The organism is Catellatospora bangladeshensis (genome assembly GCF_016862575.1).
Lineage (GTDB): Bacteria > Actinomycetota > Actinomycetes > Mycobacteriales > Micromonosporaceae > Catellatospora > Catellatospora bangladeshensis.
Genome location: NZ_BONF01000008.1, coordinates 360573 through 376288, shown reverse-complemented (window position 1 = coordinate 376288; position 15716 = coordinate 360573). Strand labels below are relative to the sequence as shown.

Here is a 15716-nt window from a genome sequence, read left to right as displayed (position 1 = left end):
GTCGAACCCACTGGTCACTGCGGCCTCCGGGGGGAACATCACGGTTTCGCCGGCTGCTAGCGACGTTAGCCCAATCGCCCGATTTGCGGAATATGCCCAATCCGTGATGAAGTCGCGATAGCCGCGTTCGCCAGAGCCCGCAGCGGGTATGGGGATGGGAGTGATCGGGCTCGCACGCGTCAGGGCCGTCGCGCGACGCGAACGCTGCAAGATCCAAAACCAGATTTGCGGAATCGTGCGCGAACGACCGAAGAATCGTGCGCGAAGACGCAGTCGGACCGACGCTTGTGCACTTATTCACAAGGCGGGAGGGGTCTCAGGCAACAAACCGGGCTTAGTCTGAGGCCACATCCCGGACGACTCGCGGCCACCCGGCCGTCGTCAGTCGTATCCGTCGGTCAAAGACGACCACGAGGAGAACCCATGACCGCGCCGGCAGTCACCGCAGGGCTTGACCAGCATCCGACCTCGCACCCGAAGCTGCTCGCGTGGGTGCGCCAAGTCGCCGAGCTCACCACGCCGGACAGCATCGTGTGGTGCGACGGCTCCGAGGACGAGTGGCAGCGCCTCACCGCGGAGCTCGTTACCGCGGGCAGCCTGGTCCGGCTGGACCCGGTGAAGCGGCCGAACTCCTTCTGGGCCCGCACCGATCCGTCGGACGTGGCCCGCGTCGAGGAGCGCACCTTCATCTGCTCCGTGGACGAGGCCGACGCCGGCCCGACCAACAACTGGATGGCCCCGGCCGAGATGAAGCAGCTCATGACCGAGCTGTACCGGGGCTGCATGCGCGGCCGGACCATGTACGTCATCCCCTTCTGCATGGGCCCGCTCGACGCGGAGAACCCGATGTTCGGCGTCGAGATCACCGACTCGGCGTACGTCGTGGCCAGCATGCGGATCATGACCCGGATGGGCGCCAAGGTGCTCGCGGCGATGGGCGAGGACGCCGAGTTCGTGCCGGCGCTGCACTCGGTCGGCGCGCCGCTGGAGCCGGGCCAGGCGGACGTGCCGTGGCCGTGCTCGACCACCAAGTACATCTCCCACTTCCCGGAGACCCGGGAGATCTGGTCGTTCGGCTCCGGCTACGGCGGCAACTCGCTGCTGGGCAAGAAGTGCTACTCGCTGCGCATCGCCAGCGTGATGGGCCGCGACGAGGGCTGGCTCGCCGAGCACATGCTGATCCTCAAGCTGACCAGCCCGGCCGGCAAGGTGCACTACATCGCGGCCGCGTTCCCGTCGGCCTGCGGCAAGACCAACCTGGCCATGCTGGAGCCGACCATCCCGGGCTGGAAGGTCGAGACCCTCGGCGACGACATCGCCTGGATGCGCTTCGGCGAGGACGGCCGCCTGTACGCGGTCAACCCGGAGTACGGCCTGTTCGGCGTCGCGCCCGGCACCGACTGGAAGACCAACCCGAACGCGATGCGCACGCTCGCCGCGGGCAACTCGCTGTTCACCAACGTGGCGCGCACCGACGACGGCGACATCTGGTGGGAGGGCATGGGCGAGCCCCCGGCCCACCTGACCGACTGGCACGGCAACGACTGGACCCCGGACTCCGACCAGGTCTCCAGCCACCCGAACTCGCGCTTCTGCACCCCGATCACGCAGTGCCCGATCCTCGCGCCGGAGTACGAGGACCCGAAGGGTGTGCCGATCTCGGCGATCCTGTTCGGCGGGCGCCGCAAGACCACGATCCCGCTGGTCAGCCAGGCCCGCGACTGGGTGCACGGCGTGTTCCAGGGCGCGACGCTGTCCAGCGAGACCACGGCCGCCGCGGTCGGCCAGGTCGGCGTGGTGCGCCGCGACCCGATGGCGATGCTGCCGTTCATCGGCTACCACGCCGGCGACTACTTCCGGCACTGGATCGCGATGGGCAAGGGCGCCGACGGCAACGCCGACAAGCTGCCCGCCATCTTCTACGTCAACTGGTTCCGCCGTGGCGACGACGGCCGCTTCCTGTGGCCCGGATTCGGCGAGAACTCCCGCGTCCTGAAGTGGGTCGTGGAGCGGCTGGAGGGCGAGGCCGGCGCGGTCGAGACCCCCGTCGGCTTCGTGCCCCGCGCCGAGGACCTGGACCTGTCCGGCCTGGAGCAGCCCGCCTCGGACGTCGAGCTGGCCCTCGAGGTCCGCAACGACGAGTGGGCCGCCGAGATCCCGCAGATCACCGAGTGGTTCGACAAGTTCGGCGACAAGCTCCCGGCAGTCCTCTGGGCCGAACTCGACGCCCTCAAGACCCGCCTCGGCGTCCGCGACTGACTGCCGCCGATCTTGCGTGAACTGTGGGGACGACACGCCTGAACCGGGCAAATCCCTAACAGTTCGCGCAAGATCGACTCGATCTTGACGCTCGGTCGTGAAGCAGCCCCGCCACCCGTTAACACGGGGGGCGGGGCTGCGGGCATCATGGGGGTGTGCAGATCTCGGCTAGAGGCGACTACGCGGTCCGGGCGTCCCTGGAGCTGGCGAACGCGTACCCGAACACCATCTCGGCGCAGGCGCTGGCGGACGCGCAGGGGCTGCCGCGCAAGTTCCTGGAGGCGGTGCTGGCCGACCTGCGGCGCAGCGGCGTCATCCACGCCGTGCGCGGCGCCGACGGCGGCTACAGCCTCAGCCTGCCGCCCTCCGAGGTCACCGTCGGCATGGTGCTGCGCGCCGTCGACGGGCCGCTGGCGGGCGTACGCGGGCACCGGCCCGAGCAGACCAGCTACACCGGCACCGCCAGCCACCTGCCCCTGGTCTGGGTCGCCGTGCGCTCGGCGGTGCGCAACGTCGTCGACGAGGTGACCCTCGCCCAGGCGGTCACCGGGCAGCTGCCCGAGGCGGTCCGGGAGCTGACCACGATCCCGGATGCCTGGCAGCCGCGCTGATCCGCGCGAGCGGGGTTAGGCTGCCCGTGATGAAACTCCGCGACCTCGTCTACTCCGTGTACGAACGCCGCCTGAAGGCGTTGCTGGCCGATCAGCCGCGTCCACGTCATGTCGGCGTGGTCACCGACGGCAACCGGCGCTGGGCCCGCGAGATGGGCTACGTCGACCCCAACGACGGTCACCGGGTCGGCGCGGCGCGCATCAAGGAGCTGCTCAGCTGGTGCGACGAGGCGGGCATCGAGCACGTCACGCTGTACCTGCTCGCCACCGACAACCTGCGCCGCCCGGCCGTGGAGCTGGACCCGCTGGTGCAGATCATCGTGGACCTGGCCACCGAGCTGGCCGAGGACGGCAATCCCTGGCAGCTGCGTATGGTCGGCGCGCTGGACCTGCTGCCCGCCGAGCCGGCCGCGGCGCTGAAGGCCGCGCAGGAGCGCACCGCCGGCCGCCACGGCGGCGCGAACGTCAACTTCGCGGTCGGCTACACCGGCCGCCGGGAGATCGCCGACGCGGTCCGGTCGCTGCTCCAGGAGCACGTCAAGGCGGGCTCCACGCTGGAGGAGGTGGCCGAGCGGCTGGATGTCGAGCACATCGCCGAGCACCTCTACACGCGCGGCCAGCCGGACCCGGACCTGATCATCCGGACCAGCGGCGAGCAGCGGCTGTCCGGCTTCCTGCTGTGGCAGTCGGCCCACTCGGAGTTCTACTTCTGTGAGCTGAACTGGCCGGACTTCCGGCACGTCGACTTCCTGCGCGCGCTGCGGGCGTACGCGGGACGCCAGCGCCGGTTCGGCGCCTGACTCCTCGATCGCCGGGGTCCGATTTTCCCGCCTTCTGACCTCCGCTCACGTTGAGAATGTGAGCTGTTTCACGATCCAAGTGATGGAGTTGGCACCGCGCCGGAATAAACGGCAGGGTCCCTGAACAGCACCTTTGCTCCCCCCAAGGTGCTGCACCCCCAACGAAGGGACCGACTCGTGTCGACACCCCGTCATGCCCTGCCGCGCCGCCGTCACCCGCTGGCGCGCCTGCTGGCCGTCCACTCCCGAAAGATCGCCCTCGGCGTGCTGTGCGCCGGCGTGCTCGGCACCGCGGCGTACGCCGTCGCGGACACCGCCGGACCGCAGACCCCGGCCACCGACCTGGCCGCCCGCGAGGCCGCCGCGGCCGCCGCCAACCGCGCCTACGACCGCGCCACGCCGTCGCCGAGCGCCAGCGCGTCGCCGACGGCGAGCCCGAGCCCGAGCGCCACGGTCGCCCGCCGCGCCGAGAAGGCCACGCCCTCGGCGAAGCCGACCGTGAAGCGCACGGCCTCCACGCCGACGCCGACCTCGTGCAAGAGCTACTCGGGCAACCAGCTCGTCGCCTGCAAGCTGCTGCCGAGCTTCGGGTTCGCGTACAGCCAGATGAGCCCGCTGGTGAAGCTGTGGGAGCACGAGAGCGGCTGGAACCACAAGGCCGAGAACTCCGGCTCCGGCGCGTACGGCATCCCGCAGGCGCTGCCCGGCGACAAGATGGCGAAGTTCGGCGACGACTGGCGGACCAATCCGGCCACCCAGATCAAGTGGGGCCTGGACTACATCAAGAACCGCTACGACACCCCCGCCGGCGCCTGGAATCACTTCCAGGACAACAACTGGTACTGACCTGCTCTACGCAGCGTGAGTGGTTCACCTCATCCTTCCGGGTGAGGGCGGTATCGGCGGATCGTCCGGCGCGTGCTAAAGACATGCTGGCCAAACGGGTTTTCTGCGGTTAGCGTGAGTCATGGTCGATGTCCCGATACGAACGTACGTACTCGACACCTCCGTGCTGCTGGCCGATCCTGCTGCGATCCGCCGGTTCTCCGAGCACAACGTCGTGCTGCCGCTCGTGGTCATCTCCGAGCTGGAGGGCAAGCGGCATCACCCGGAACTCGGCTGGTTCGCCAGGCAGTCCCTGCGGCTGCTCGACGACCTGCGGGTACGGCACGGAAGGCTGGACGTACCACTGCCGGTGAACGACTCCGGCGGAACGCTGCGGGTGGAGCTGAACCACACCGACCCGCAGCTGCTGCCCAGCGGTTTCCGCAACGACACCAACGACGCGCGGATCCTGTCCGTGGCGCTGGGTCTGGCGGCCGACGGTCAGCTGGTGACCCTGGTCAGCAAGGACATGCCGCTGCGGGTGAAGGCCGCCGCGGTGGGTCTGGCCGCCGACGAGTACCGCCATGACCAGGCGGTGGACCCGACGTGGTCCGGCCTGGCCGAGGTGGACCTGCCGGACGCCGACATGTCCGCGCTGTACGCCGGCGAGGGCATCGACCTGGACGAGGCGGCGGGGCTGCCCGTCCACACCGGACTCATCCTGCATGCGGGCCGCGGCTCGGCGCTGGGGCGGGTGCACACCGACAAGACGGTGAAGCTGGTCCGCGGCGACCGCGAGGCGTTCGGCCTGCGCGGGCGCTCGGCGGAGCAGCGCATCGCGCTCGACCTGCTGCTGGACGACAGCATCGGCATCGTCTCGCTGGGTGGCCGGGCCGGCACCGGCAAGTCGGCGCTGGCCCTGTGCGCGGGCCTGGAGCAGGTGATGGAGCGCGGCAAGCACAAGAAGGTCATCGTGTTCCGCCCGCTCTACGCCGTCGGCGGCCAGGAGCTGGGCTACCTGCCCGGCTCCGAGGCGGAGAAGATGTCGCCCTGGGCGCAGGCGGTGTTCGACACGCTGGGCGCCCTGGTGCACGACAACGTACGCGACGAGGTGCTGCACCGCGGCATGCTCGAGGTGCTGCCGCTGACCCACATCCGCGGCCGCAGCCTGCACGACGCGTTCGTGATCGTGGACGAGGCGCAGTCGCTGGAGCGCGGCGTGCTGCTCACCGTGCTGTCGCGCATCGGCGCGGGCTCGCGGGTGGTGCTCACCCACGACGTGGCGCAGCGGGACAACCTGCGGGTGGGCAAGCACGACGGCATCACCGCGGTCATCGAGACGCTGAAGGGGCATCCGCTGTTCGCGCACGTGACGCTCACCCGTTCCGAGCGTTCTGCCATCGCCGAAGTGGTGACCGATCTCCTGGAGGAGTGAAATAGCCTAATTGGTCGGTGTTTGCGGTGTGATCGGGGCCACAGTCGCCCGTCCGGACGACGACAAGCCCCGGTCCACTGCGTAAAGGTGGGATCGAGCGCTCCGCGCCGCGGCTTCCTGGACCGGACCGCTGCGGCGCCCGGCATGAGCGCTCCCGGACCGTCCATCCCCGACCCCCGGGCGGGCGAACGGAGCAGGACCCGTAGGTGCGCAGCCCCTGATGGCGCGCGCGAGGATCGCGGGTGCTCCGGCCGGAACCCCACCGCCGAGAGGATCCCCCGTGTCCCGGCAACGCCGCGCGCCCCGTCGCGCCCGCCCCGCGACCACGCGCTACGCCATCCGCGCCGTCGCCGTCCTGACGCTCGTCGGCGGGGTGGCCGGCGCGTTCCGCCTGGACGACAGCGCGCGGTGGCAGCAGGACAGCATCGCCGCCGGGCACCAGGCCCAGATCGTCGCCCACGCCGAGTCGGCCGCGCTCACCCTGCAGCAGCAGGGGCTGCTCAAGGAGGCGCAGGACCGGGCCGCGATCGAGGCCAAGGCCGCCGCCGCCCGCGCCGCCGCCGTGGACCGCGAGGCCAGCCGCCGCGGCGCCAACCGCACCGTCAACTTCGGGCCCATCCCCAAGAGCTGCAGCGAGTTCAGCGGCAACCGGGCCATCGGCTGCGCGCTGGTGCTGGAGGCCGGCATGGACCTCACCCAGATGGCGTGCCTGAACAAGCTGTGGACCCGCGAGTCCGGGTGGAACCACAAGGCCGAGAACAAGGGCTCCGGCGCGTACGGCATCCCGCAGGCGCTGCCCGGCGACAAGATGGCGAGCATCGCCGACGACTGGCGCACGAACCCGGTCACCCAGATCAAGTGGGGTCTCGGCTACATCAAGAACCGCCACAAGACCCCGTGCGGCGCCTGGGCGCACTCCGAGGCCAAGGGCTGGTACTGACGCCGGTCAGGGCGCCATGGTGGCGCTGGTGTGCTCCTGCGCCAGCCGCCGCAGCGCGGTGAGCATGGCCTCGCCGAGCACGGTGCCGGTCACCACGCCCTCGACCATCCCGGCCCGGTCGCCCCGGGCCAGCACCAGGCCGACCTCCTGCCGGGCGAGCCGCTCGGTCGCCTCGGCGTACCCGTCGAGCAGCGTCAGCATGTCCTCCTGACCCAGCTCGCGCAATGCGGCGATGGCGTCGGCGAGCTGGTCGAGCGCGTGCGCCCGCTCGTGCACCCGCCAGCCGCGCGCGGCGACGACCCGGGCCGCCTCGGCGCGCGCCGCCAGCCAGCCCGCGGTGCTCCGGTCCGCGCGGGACACCCCCGCGATCGCCTCGTGCGCGGTCCCCAGCAGATGGTGGCCCGGCACGACGTCGTCGTCGACCGCGCCCAGCACCTGCCGTACGCCCGCCACGCTGAGGCCGCCGACGTCGATCAGCGCACGGATCAGGCGCAGCCGCCGCAGGTGTGCCTCGTGATAGTCGGCCTGGTTGCGGCCCAGCGGGCGGCCCGCCGGGAGCAGGCCCTCACGCAGGTAGTACTTGACCGTCGGCAGCGGCACGCCGCTCACCCGGCTCAGCTCTGAAATCTTCATCGCCGTTGACGATACCCACTAGATAGTGGATAGTGATGCTATCCAGAGACGATGAGGGGGAAGTCGTGGCAACCGTGATCCCGGGCCGCATGTCGGCGCACATCGAGGGCGATTTCGTGGTCTTCCTGATCGGCATGCGCTTCAACAAGCCGTGGAAGATCCACAAGTGGTGGGGCGCGTTCACCGCCATGCCGCGCATGCTGAAGGTGCTGTTCCAGCGCCCGGAGCTGGGCCTGCTCGCGGCGCAGTACGCCATCACGCCGAGCGGCCCGGTCACCATCCAGTACTGGCGCAGCGTCGAGCAGCTGGAGGCGTTCGCGAAGGACGCGTCGCTGCCGCACCACCCGGCGTGGCGCGCGTTCAACAAGCTCGTCGGCGGCAACGGCGACGTCGGCATCTGGCACGAGACCTACCTGGTCAGCGCGGGCCGTTACGAGACGCTCTACGGCAACATGCCGCGCTTCGGCCTGGCGCAGGCCGGTGAGCACGTGCCGGTGGCCCGCAAGGGCGAGACCGCCGCAGCGCGACGGGGCGCTTCCGGAAGTTAACGGACAAACCACCCAGAACGGATAGTATCGGCAGCACCGGTCGACGGGGAGGGTGCTGATGCGGGCGATCATGCTGGTGCTGGGTGCGGCGGTGGCGGCACTGTCCGCGGTGTCGCCTGCCGCCGCCGTGGAGCCGGAGCCGCCGCGGGCCGAGGTCGTCGGGGGAGTGCGCGCCGCCGCCGGGGAGTTCCCATGGATGGTGCGCCTGGACAACGGCTGCGCGGGCTCCCTGATCCGGCCGCAGTACGTGCTCACCGCCGCGCACTGCGTCGGCCGCAGCGGGGCGACCTCGTCCATCACGGTCACCGCCGGCTCGGCGGATCTCGGCTCCGACCGCACCTACGAGGTGCGCAGCAGCCGGGTGTGGCGGGCGCGCGGCTTCTCGGACGTCACCGAGGGCGACGACTGGGCTGTGATCCGGCTGTCCCGCGCGCTGGACCTGCAGACGGTCGCGCTGCCCGTGAACGGCGGCCTGGACGGCGGCACGCTGACCGCGGTCGGCTGGGGCGCCACCCGTGAGGGCTCCCGGGCGCAGCAGCGCCACCTGCGCAAGGTGCAGGTCCCCTTCGTGAGCGACGGCACCTGCGGGCAGATCTACCGCTCGCGCGGTTACGGCTTCACCGACGCCGACATGATCTGCGCGGGCGACCTGCGCGGCGGCGGCAAGGACAGCTGTCAGGGCGACTCGGGCGGGCCGCTGCTGCGCCGCGACGGCGGGCGCTGGGTGCAGGTGGGCATCGTGAGCTGGGGAGTGGGCTGCGGCCGCGCGGCGTACCCGGGTGTCTACACGCAGGTGTCGCACTTCGTTCCCGATATTCGCGCGGCCATTGAGGAGACCGGCCCTCGCGGCTAGGTTCACCACATGAGCGATGTCGATGTGGCGATCATCGGAGCGGGCCCGACGGGTCTGTTCGCCGCGTACTACGCCGGGTTCCGCGGGCTGCGCACCATGGTCGTGGACGCGTTGCCCGAGGCGGGCGGTCAGGTGACCGCCATGTACCCGGAGAAGATGATCTTCGACGTGGCCGGGTTCCCGGCGATCCGGGGCCGCGAGCTGATCGCGAACCTGGTCGCCCAGGCCGGGGCCTTCAGCCCGGACTACCGGCTCGGCGTGCAGGCCGCGACGCTGGCGTACGACGACGGCAAGCCGGTGCTCGGCCTCGGCGACGGCACCGAGGTGCGCTGCGGCGCGGTCATCATCACCGGCGGCCTGGGCTCGTTCTCACCGCGCCCGCTGCCCGCCGCGAACGGCTTCACCGGCAGCGGCATCATGTTCTTCGTGCCCGACCCGACCGTGCTGGCCGGCAAGCACGTGGTCATCGTGGGCGGCGGCGACTCCGCGTTCGACTGGGCGCTGGCGCTGGCCGGGCTCGCCGCGAGCGTCACCCTGGTACACCGGCGGGACAAGTTCCGGGCGCACGCGTCCACCGTGGCCCGGGTCCAGTCGCTGCCGGTGCGTATCGAGATCAACAGCCAGGTCACCAAGATCCTGGGCAGCGACCGGGTCGAGTCGGTCGAGCTGAACGGCACCGAGGAGATCCCGGCCGACGTGGTGGTCGCCGCGCTCGGCTTCACCGCCGACCTCGGCCCGCTCGCACTGTGGGGCCTGGCCCTGGACAAGCGGCACATCACCGTCGACTCGACGATGCTCACCAACCTGCCGCGCGTCTTCGCGGCCGGCGACATCGTGGAGTACCCCGGCAAGGTCCGCCTGATCGCCACCGGCTTCGGCGAGGCCGCGACCGCCGTCAACAACGCCGCCATCGCCATCGACCCGTCCGCCCACCTCTTCCCCGGCCACTCCTCCGAGGACGTGCCCTGATCCGCCATCCTTGATCATCCGACTTGCCTGGCACCCGGGCGTATCTTGAGCGCGCTTTCGCCCATGTGCCAGGCAAGTTGAGCGATCTTGACGCCGCGCGGGGTCGCGCGGGGCCGGGCCGCGGGTGGCGGGGTGGGGGTCAGACGAGCTGGAAGGCGCGGAGTTCGTCGAGGGTGGGCGGGTCGGCGCCGGGGCGGGTGCAGGTGAGGGCGGCCGCGTCGCAGAGGTGGCGCAGCATGAGGCGCAGCGTCTCGGGGGCCAGCTCGCGGCTGAGCTGGTCGCGCAGGCGGCCCGCGTCGTGCAGCCAGGCCAGCAGGGCGCCCATCGCGGTGTCGCCCGCGCCGATGGTGTCGATCATCGAGATGGCGGGGGCGGCCACGTTCACCTCGGTGTCCGCGGTCATCGCGGTCGCGCCGGCGTCGCCGTGGGTCAGCACCAGCAGGCGGGGGCCGGCCTTCAGCCAGCGGCGCGCGGTCTCCATGGGGGGCACGTGGGGGTACGCGTGGGCCAGGTCGCCCTCGCTGGCGCGTACCAGATGCGACAGCTCCACCAGGCGCTCCAGCCGCACCAGCGAATCGGGCCGGGCAAGCGCGACGCCGCGCACGTTGGGGTCGAAGGCGATGGTGCACCGGTCGCGGTGGCGCAGCGCCCAGCGCTCCAGCGTGTCTGCGCCGGGCGGCAGGAACGCGGCCAGCGAGCCGATGTGGATGGTGCTGCCGTCCGGCAGGTCGGGCAGCTCCCGCTCCCGCCAGCCGAAGTCGGCCGCCCCGGCCAGCCAGAAGTCGTACAGCGCCTCGCCGTCCGCGCCCACGGTGGCCAGCGCCAGCGCCGACGGCTGCGCGGTGTCCACCAGGTAGCGCGTGTCCACGCCGGACGAGGTGAGCCGGTTGCGGAACGCGGTGCCGAACGAGTCGCGCCCCAGCCGGGCGGCCATCGCCACCGGCGCGCCGAGGCGGGCCGCCGCGATGGCGGTGTTGGCCGGCCCGCCGCCCAGCGCGGCGCGCAGCAGACCCTCCCCGGCGGGGACTAGGTCCACGACGTTCTCTCCGGCTACGACGATCACCCGCATAGTGTGGCGGGCGCGCGGCGGCCGGGCAATGCGGCACCCGTCACCGCAGCCCGACGTACGCCGCCATCACCCGCAGCTGGCGGTCGAAGAAGTCGCGGCGGCCCTCCTCGATCATGTTCTGGAACCGCCCGAACAGCTCGAAGGTGACCACGCCGAAGAGCTGGATCCAGGCCGTGGTGCCCCGGGACAGCAGCTCACGTGGCACGGTCGGGCATGCCAGCGCGGCGATGCGGTCCAGCTCGGCGGCGAGCAGCGGGGACAACGGCGGGTCGGTCCCCGCGGCCGGGACGGCCACGGTGCCCGCGGCCACGCCATCGGCGAGCAGGGTGAGGATCAGATCGGTGGTGCGTGCGGCCGGGCCGATCGTGGTCCTCGGCGCCTGGTAGCCGGGCACCGGCGAGCCGTAGATCAGCGCGTACTCGGCGGGGTTGGCCAGCGCCCAGTCGCGGATGCCGTGCCCGGCGGCGAGCCAGCGTCCCAGCAGGTCCGCGCGGTCCACGGCGGACTCCGCGGTCTCTGCCGCCGCGCCAAGCTCGTCGTAGCAGTCGATGATCAGCGCGGTGAGCAGGTCGTCGCGGCTGGGGAAGTAGCGGTAGACCGCCGACGAGACCATGCCCAGCTCGCGGGCGACGGCGCGCAGCGACAGGTTGGCTCCCTCGGTGGCGAGCTGGCGCCGGGCGATGGCCTTGATCTCGCTGGTCAGCTCGTCGCGTACGCGAGCGCGGATGCTCTTGGCGGTCATGACGGAGAGCGTAGCAACAAAACGAGAGCACTGCTCTTGACAGTGTTCGGCCCGTGCGTGTTCACTGTTCCCAACAGAGAGCGCTGCTCTCGAATCGCATCGGAGATCTGGGGAGACTCGAATGCACGTCATCGTGGGCGCCGGCCCCGTCGGCACCGCCACCGCACTGCTGCTGGCCGAGCGGGGCGAGCGGGTCAGGATCGTGACCCGCCGCGGCACCGGCCCGCAGGCGCCGGGGATCGAACTCGTCGCCGCGGACGCCACCGACGCCGCCCGGCTCGCCGAGCTGTGCACCGGCGCGACCGCCCTCTACAACTGCGCCAACCCGGCGTACCACCGCTGGCTCACCGACTGGCCGCCGCTGGCCGCGTCGCTGCTGCACGCCGCCGAGGTCTCCGGCGCGGTGCTGGTCACCGCGGGCAACCTGTACGGCTACGGCCCCGTCGACGGCCCGATCACGGAGACCACCCCACTCGCCGCCACCAACCCCAAGCTGCGGGTACGCGCCCAGATGTGGGAGGACGCGCTGGCCGCGCACCGGGCCGGCCGGATCCGCACCGCCGAGGCCCGCGCCTCGGACTACGTCGGCTACGAGGTCAACGGGATCCTCGGCCAGACCGTGCTCTCCCGCACCGCCAAGGGCAGCACGGCGTACGTGGTCGGCGACCCCGACGCGCCGCACAGCTGGACCGCCATCGGCGACCTGGCCCGCACCCTGGTCGTGCTCGCCGCCGACGAGCGGGCCTGGGGACGGGCCTGGCTGGTGCCGACCCCGCCGGCGATGTCCGCGCGGGCGGCGGCCGAGCGCGCCAACGAGCTGATCGGGCTGCCCCGGCCCCGGCTCAGCCGCATCCCGTACCCGCTGCTGTGGGCGATGGGCCTGTTCTCGCCGCTGGTCAAGGAGCTGCGCTCGACGTACTACCAGTTCGCGAAGCCGTTCACGCTCGACTCCTCGGTCACCGAGCGCACCTTCGGGCTGGCGCCGACCCCGCTGGACACGACCCTCGCCGACGCCGCCGCGAAGTACCGCGACGCCTGAGCAGTGTCGGGATCGGGTGGCGAGGCGGCGTCGTGAGCGAGGGGGTCAGGCCAGCTTGGCGCGGGCCTCGGCGGCGCGGCCCGCCAGACCCGCCCACTCGGCGTCCAGCGCCGCCAGCTGCGCCGCGTGCTCCTGCGCGAACGCGGCCAGCTCGCCCCGGGCCAGCGTCATCGCGCCGGTCCAGGCCGGGGTCCGGCACTCGCCGTCGGCCCGCACCGCGTCCTGCTGGTACGCCTTCGCCAGCGGCAGCAGCGAGGACTCGGGCCGCAGCGGCACCCCGGAGTCGTCGTGGAACTTCGCGGTGACCGCGGCGTACAGCTCGCCGACCGTGTGCACCGGGTACCCGCGCTGGTCCATGCAGGAGGCGTAGAACTCCATCCGGGCGGCGACCTCCTGGTCGTCACCGACCCGGCGCAGCATGGCCAGGAAGTCGGCGTCCAGGTCACCGCTGATCGTGGGCGCGATCGTGTCGGTGGGCTGGTCCTCGATCGGCGGCTCGCACATCAGCACGGTGTCGTCGTAGAGGCGGCGCTTGGCCGCGGACAGCTTCTCGTAGGAGGCGGGGTGCGCGACGGGCGCGGCCTCCACCGGCTCGATCGTCTGCGGGACGAGCTTGAGCGCCTCCTCCGCGCCCGGGTCGACGACCGCGGACACCTCGGCCGGCAGCAGCAGCCGGGTCCGGCCCCCGAACGGGTCCGCGAACGGCGCGAACGCGTAGTCGAAACCGGAGGAGGCCATACACGCGCGGATCGGCTCCTGCCGGGCCACGTGCGCCAGCAGCAGGGCCGCGGTGCGCTGCTCGACCGAGCCCTGGATGCGCTCGTACATCGCGCGCAGGTCCCCGGCGACGACCGTGGCCTGCGCGGTGGTCAGTGACGCGCGCCGCGTCGCCGCCGCACAGGTGAGCAGGGCCAGCAGCGCGAGCCCGGCGGCCACGGCCGCGTCCCTGCGCCTGCGGGTGGAACCCGGGCGCGGCGCGTCCTGGGCGGCGGGAGAAGTCATCGAAGTCCTCGGTACGCAGATGTGCCGGGGCTCCATTCACGACCGCGCGGCGGGTCTCACCGTAGCCCGTGCCCCAGCCGCCGAGCGTCGTCCTGTACGGCCGAGGGTCCGGCCGGATCATCCGGTTCCGGCTCGCCCGCCGAGGCAGAAGTGGTGCGGATACCTGACACTCCGGTTGCGCCGGACCGGTCCGGCGGGTGACCCCGGCGGGGCCTGTCCGCCGGTGGGGCCGGGCCGCTGCGGGTGACCGACGCGGCCGGCGCGGTCAGGTGCGGCCAGGGCTCAGCGGGTGACCGCGGCGGCCAGCGCGGTCAGGTCCGCGTTCTCGCCGACCAGCAGCGTCGCGGTGTTGCCGGCGGTGCGCAGCAGCGCGGTCCGGCCCTCCGGCCCGAGGTAGCGCTGCCAGGTGACCCCGCCCACGACGGTCTCGCCGTCGGCCTGCGCCTTGCCGTCCAGCTCGGCGCCGAGCAGCGCCTGCGCCCCGGCGCGGGACTGCACCAGTTGCGCCCCCGCGCCGTCCGGGTCGAGGTAGCCGATGCGCAGCACGCCGTCGGCGTACTTGGCGGTCACCGTCTGCCAGCCGTCGGGTGCGACGCCCGGCAGCGGCGCCAGCGACGCCCGGCCCGCACTCTCGATCGCGTTCGCCGGGTCCACGGTCACCGCGGCGTCCCAGCCGTAGAACAGGCGGTAGCCCAGCACCAGCAGCAGCACGGGGATGAGCAGGACGCCGAGGGACAGCGCCATGTCCTTCGGGGTACGCCCACCCGACTGCGGCACCTGCGTCTGCTCGCTCTCCACTGCGCTCACGTACACCATCTTGACCGATGTCACAGGTCACATCACACCGGGGGAGCAGGGCGAACGATATCGGCAATCGGTGACCCGAACGTACGTTCAGGCCGCGGCATGACAGGATGCCAACAGGCCGATTCGCAGGAGGAGCAGCATGGCGACCCGTACTCCACAGGATCTCGACCGGAACCTCGCGCTGGACCTCGTCCGCGTGACCGAGGCGGCGGCCATGGCCGCGGGCCGCTGGGTGGGGCGCGGCGACAAGGAGGGCGGCGACGGCGCGGCGGTCGACGCCATGCGCAAGCTGATCAACTCGCTGCCCATGGCCGGCACCGTGGTCATCGGCGAGGGCGAGAAGGACAACGCGCCGATGCTGTTCAACGGCGAGCGCGTCGGCGACGGCAGCGGCCCCGAGGTCGACGTGGCCGTCGACCCGATCGACGGCACCACCCTGATGAGCAAGGGCATGCCCAACGCGCTGGCCGTGCTCGCGGTCGCCGAGCGTGGCGCGATGTTCGACCCGAGCGCCGTCTTCTACATGGAGAAGCTGGTCGTCGGCCCCGAGGCGGCCGACGTCGTCGACATCACCGCCGGCTGGACCGAGAACCTGCGCCGCATCGCCAAGGCCAAGCGCGTACGCGTCTCCGACCTGACCATCTGCATCCTCGACCGCCCCCGCCACGCCGACCTGGTCCGCGAGGTCCGCGAGGCGGGCGCCCGCATCAACTTCATCTCCGACGGCGACATCGCCGGCGCCATCTCCGCCGCCCGGGAACAATCCGACGTAGACGTCCTCATGGGCATCGGCGGCACCCCCGAGGGCATCACCGCCGCCTGCGCCCTCAAGTGCATCGGCGGCGTCATGCAGGGCCGCCTCTGGCCCCGTGACGAGGCAGAACGCGAAAAAGCCCTCGCCGCCGGCCACGACCTGGACCGCGTCCTCACCACCGACGACCTCGTCACCGGCGAGAACGTCTTCTTCGTAGCCACCGGCGTAACCTCCGGCGACCTCCTCCGCGGCGTCCGCTACCGCGACAACGGCGCCTACACCCAATCCATCGTGATGCGCTCCAAATCCGGCACCATCCGCGTCATCGACTCCTACCACCGCCTCGAAAAACTCGCCAGCTACTCCAAGGTCGACTTCGCCTGAGACCCCGCCGCCCGCCGCCCGCCGCCCCTCTCCCGCGGCGATCTTG

16 protein-coding genes are annotated in these 15716 nt (G+C 71.9%); 11 read left to right on the top strand and 5 right to left on the bottom strand.

The window, feature by feature from the left end; translation table 11 throughout:
* Positions 1-423 precede the first annotated feature (423 nt).
* The 6 genes from Cba03nite_RS06775 to Cba03nite_RS06750 all read left to right on the top strand — a co-directional run bounded on the left by Cba03nite_RS06775 (position 424) and on the right by Cba03nite_RS06750 (position 6870).
* Complete coding sequence (locus Cba03nite_RS06775) at positions 424-2259, top strand: phosphoenolpyruvate carboxykinase (GTP) (protein ID WP_203743103.1); 1836 nt, start codon at positions 424-426, stop codon at positions 2257-2259.
* Between the two features lie 155 nt (positions 2260-2414).
* Positions 2415-2870 carry an RrF2 family transcriptional regulator gene (locus Cba03nite_RS06770; RefSeq protein ID WP_203743101.1) on the top strand — a complete coding sequence of 152 codons (456 nt, stop codon included), beginning with the start codon at positions 2415-2417 and terminating at the stop codon, positions 2868-2870.
* A gap of 29 nt (positions 2871-2899) precedes the next feature.
* On the top strand, positions 2900-3670 hold the full coding sequence (locus Cba03nite_RS06765) for an isoprenyl transferase (protein WP_203743099.1): 771 nt from the start codon (positions 2900-2902) through the stop codon (positions 3668-3670).
* A gap of 177 nt (positions 3671-3847) precedes the next feature.
* Positions 3848-4516 carry an aggregation-promoting factor C-terminal-like domain-containing protein gene (locus Cba03nite_RS39555; RefSeq protein WP_239125516.1) on the top strand — a complete coding sequence of 223 codons (669 nt, stop codon included), beginning with the start codon at positions 3848-3850 and terminating at the stop codon, positions 4514-4516.
* A 121-nt stretch (positions 4517-4637) separates the two neighbouring features.
* Positions 4638-5930, top strand: coding sequence for an RNA 5'-3' helicase PhoH2 (phoH2, locus tag Cba03nite_RS06755; RefSeq protein ID WP_203743097.1), 1293 nt, complete (start codon positions 4638-4640; stop codon positions 5928-5930).
* 280 nt (positions 5931-6210) lie between these two features.
* On the top strand, positions 6211-6870 hold the full coding sequence (locus Cba03nite_RS06750) for an aggregation-promoting factor C-terminal-like domain-containing protein (protein WP_346110935.1): 660 nt from the start codon (positions 6211-6213) through the stop codon (positions 6868-6870).
* A gap of 6 nt (positions 6871-6876) precedes the next feature.
* Here Cba03nite_RS06750 and Cba03nite_RS06745 read toward each other — a convergent pair whose 3' ends face one another.
* Positions 6877-7503, bottom strand: coding sequence for a MerR family transcriptional regulator (locus tag Cba03nite_RS06745; RefSeq protein ID WP_203743096.1), 627 nt, complete (start codon positions 7501-7503; stop codon positions 6877-6879).
* 65 nt (positions 7504-7568) lie between these two features.
* Between Cba03nite_RS06745 and Cba03nite_RS06740 the strand changes: the two genes are divergently transcribed.
* The 3 genes from Cba03nite_RS06740 to Cba03nite_RS06730 are packed head-to-tail and all read left to right on the top strand — an operon-like array spanning position 7569 to position 9873.
* Entirely contained in the window at positions 7569-8051 is a 483-nt protein-coding gene (locus Cba03nite_RS06740) for a DUF4188 domain-containing protein (RefSeq protein ID WP_203743094.1), read from the top strand.
* A 58-nt stretch (positions 8052-8109) separates the two neighbouring features.
* On the top strand, positions 8110-8904 hold the full coding sequence (locus Cba03nite_RS06735; RefSeq protein ID WP_203743092.1) for a serine protease: 795 nt from the start codon (positions 8110-8112) through the stop codon (positions 8902-8904).
* Between the two features lie 9 nt (positions 8905-8913).
* Entirely contained in the window at positions 8914-9873 is a 960-nt protein-coding gene (locus tag Cba03nite_RS06730; RefSeq protein ID WP_203743090.1) for an NAD(P)/FAD-dependent oxidoreductase, read from the top strand.
* Positions 9874-10012: 139 nt separating this feature from the next.
* Here Cba03nite_RS06730 and Cba03nite_RS06725 read toward each other — a convergent pair whose 3' ends face one another.
* Positions 10013-10936, bottom strand: coding sequence for a carbohydrate kinase family protein (locus Cba03nite_RS06725; protein WP_203743088.1), 924 nt, complete (start codon positions 10934-10936; stop codon positions 10013-10015).
* Positions 10937-10982: 46 nt separating this feature from the next.
* Positions 10983-11684, bottom strand: coding sequence for a TetR/AcrR family transcriptional regulator (locus tag Cba03nite_RS06720; protein WP_203743086.1), 702 nt, complete (start codon positions 11682-11684; stop codon positions 10983-10985).
* 121 nt (positions 11685-11805) lie between these two features.
* On the opposite strand from Cba03nite_RS06720, the gene Cba03nite_RS06715 reads away from it, so the two are divergent.
* Positions 11806-12723: an NAD-dependent epimerase/dehydratase family protein gene (locus Cba03nite_RS06715; protein ID WP_203743084.1), complete on the top strand. Its 918-nt coding sequence runs from the start codon at positions 11806-11808 to the stop codon at positions 12721-12723.
* 45 nt (positions 12724-12768) lie between these two features.
* On the opposite strand, the gene Cba03nite_RS06710 is transcribed toward Cba03nite_RS06715, so the two are convergent.
* Positions 12769-13725, bottom strand: coding sequence for a hypothetical protein (locus Cba03nite_RS06710; protein ID WP_203743082.1), 957 nt, complete (start codon positions 13723-13725; stop codon positions 12769-12771).
* Positions 13726-14007: 282 nt separating this feature from the next.
* Positions 14008-14532 carry a DUF4245 family protein gene (locus Cba03nite_RS06705; RefSeq protein ID WP_203743080.1) on the bottom strand — a complete coding sequence of 175 codons (525 nt, stop codon included), beginning with the start codon at positions 14530-14532 and terminating at the stop codon, positions 14008-14010.
* A 139-nt stretch (positions 14533-14671) separates the two neighbouring features.
* Here Cba03nite_RS06705 and glpX point away from each other — a divergent pair, with 139 nt between their 5' ends.
* Entirely contained in the window at positions 14672-15670 is a 999-nt protein-coding gene (glpX, locus tag Cba03nite_RS06700) for a class II fructose-bisphosphatase (protein ID WP_203743078.1), read from the top strand.
* Positions 15671-15716 lie beyond the last annotated feature (46 nt).

Excerpts from the sequence above, each read along its gene's own strand:
- phoH2 (WP_203743097.1), top strand. The coding sequence starts at position 4,638 with ATGGTCGATGTCCCGATACGAACGTACGTACTCGACACCTCCGTGCTG.
- Cba03nite_RS06715 (WP_203743084.1), top strand. The coding sequence starts at position 11,806 with ATGCACGTCATCGTGGGCGCCGGCCCCGTCGGCACCGCCACCGCACTG.
- Cba03nite_RS06735 (WP_203743092.1), top strand. The coding sequence starts at position 8,110 with ATGCGGGCGATCATGCTGGTGCTGGGTGCGGCGGTGGCGGCACTGTCC.
- glpX (WP_203743078.1), top strand. The coding sequence starts at position 14,672 with ATGGCGACCCGTACTCCACAGGATCTCGACCGGAACCTCGCGCTGGAC.
- Cba03nite_RS06720 (WP_203743086.1), bottom strand. The coding sequence starts at position 11,684 with ATGACCGCCAAGAGCATCCGCGCTCGCGTACGCGACGAGCTGACCAGC.
- Cba03nite_RS06710 (WP_203743082.1), bottom strand. The coding sequence starts at position 13,725 with ATGACTTCTCCCGCCGCCCAGGACGCGCCGCGCCCGGGTTCCACCCGC.
- Cba03nite_RS06730 (WP_203743090.1), top strand. The coding sequence starts at position 8,914 with ATGAGCGATGTCGATGTGGCGATCATCGGAGCGGGCCCGACGGGTCTG.
- Cba03nite_RS06745 (WP_203743096.1), bottom strand. The coding sequence starts at position 7,503 with ATGAAGATTTCAGAGCTGAGCCGGGTGAGCGGCGTGCCGCTGCCGACG.
- Cba03nite_RS06765 (WP_203743099.1), top strand. The coding sequence starts at position 2,900 with ATGAAACTCCGCGACCTCGTCTACTCCGTGTACGAACGCCGCCTGAAG.
- Cba03nite_RS06775 (WP_203743103.1), top strand. The coding sequence starts at position 424 with ATGACCGCGCCGGCAGTCACCGCAGGGCTTGACCAGCATCCGACCTCG.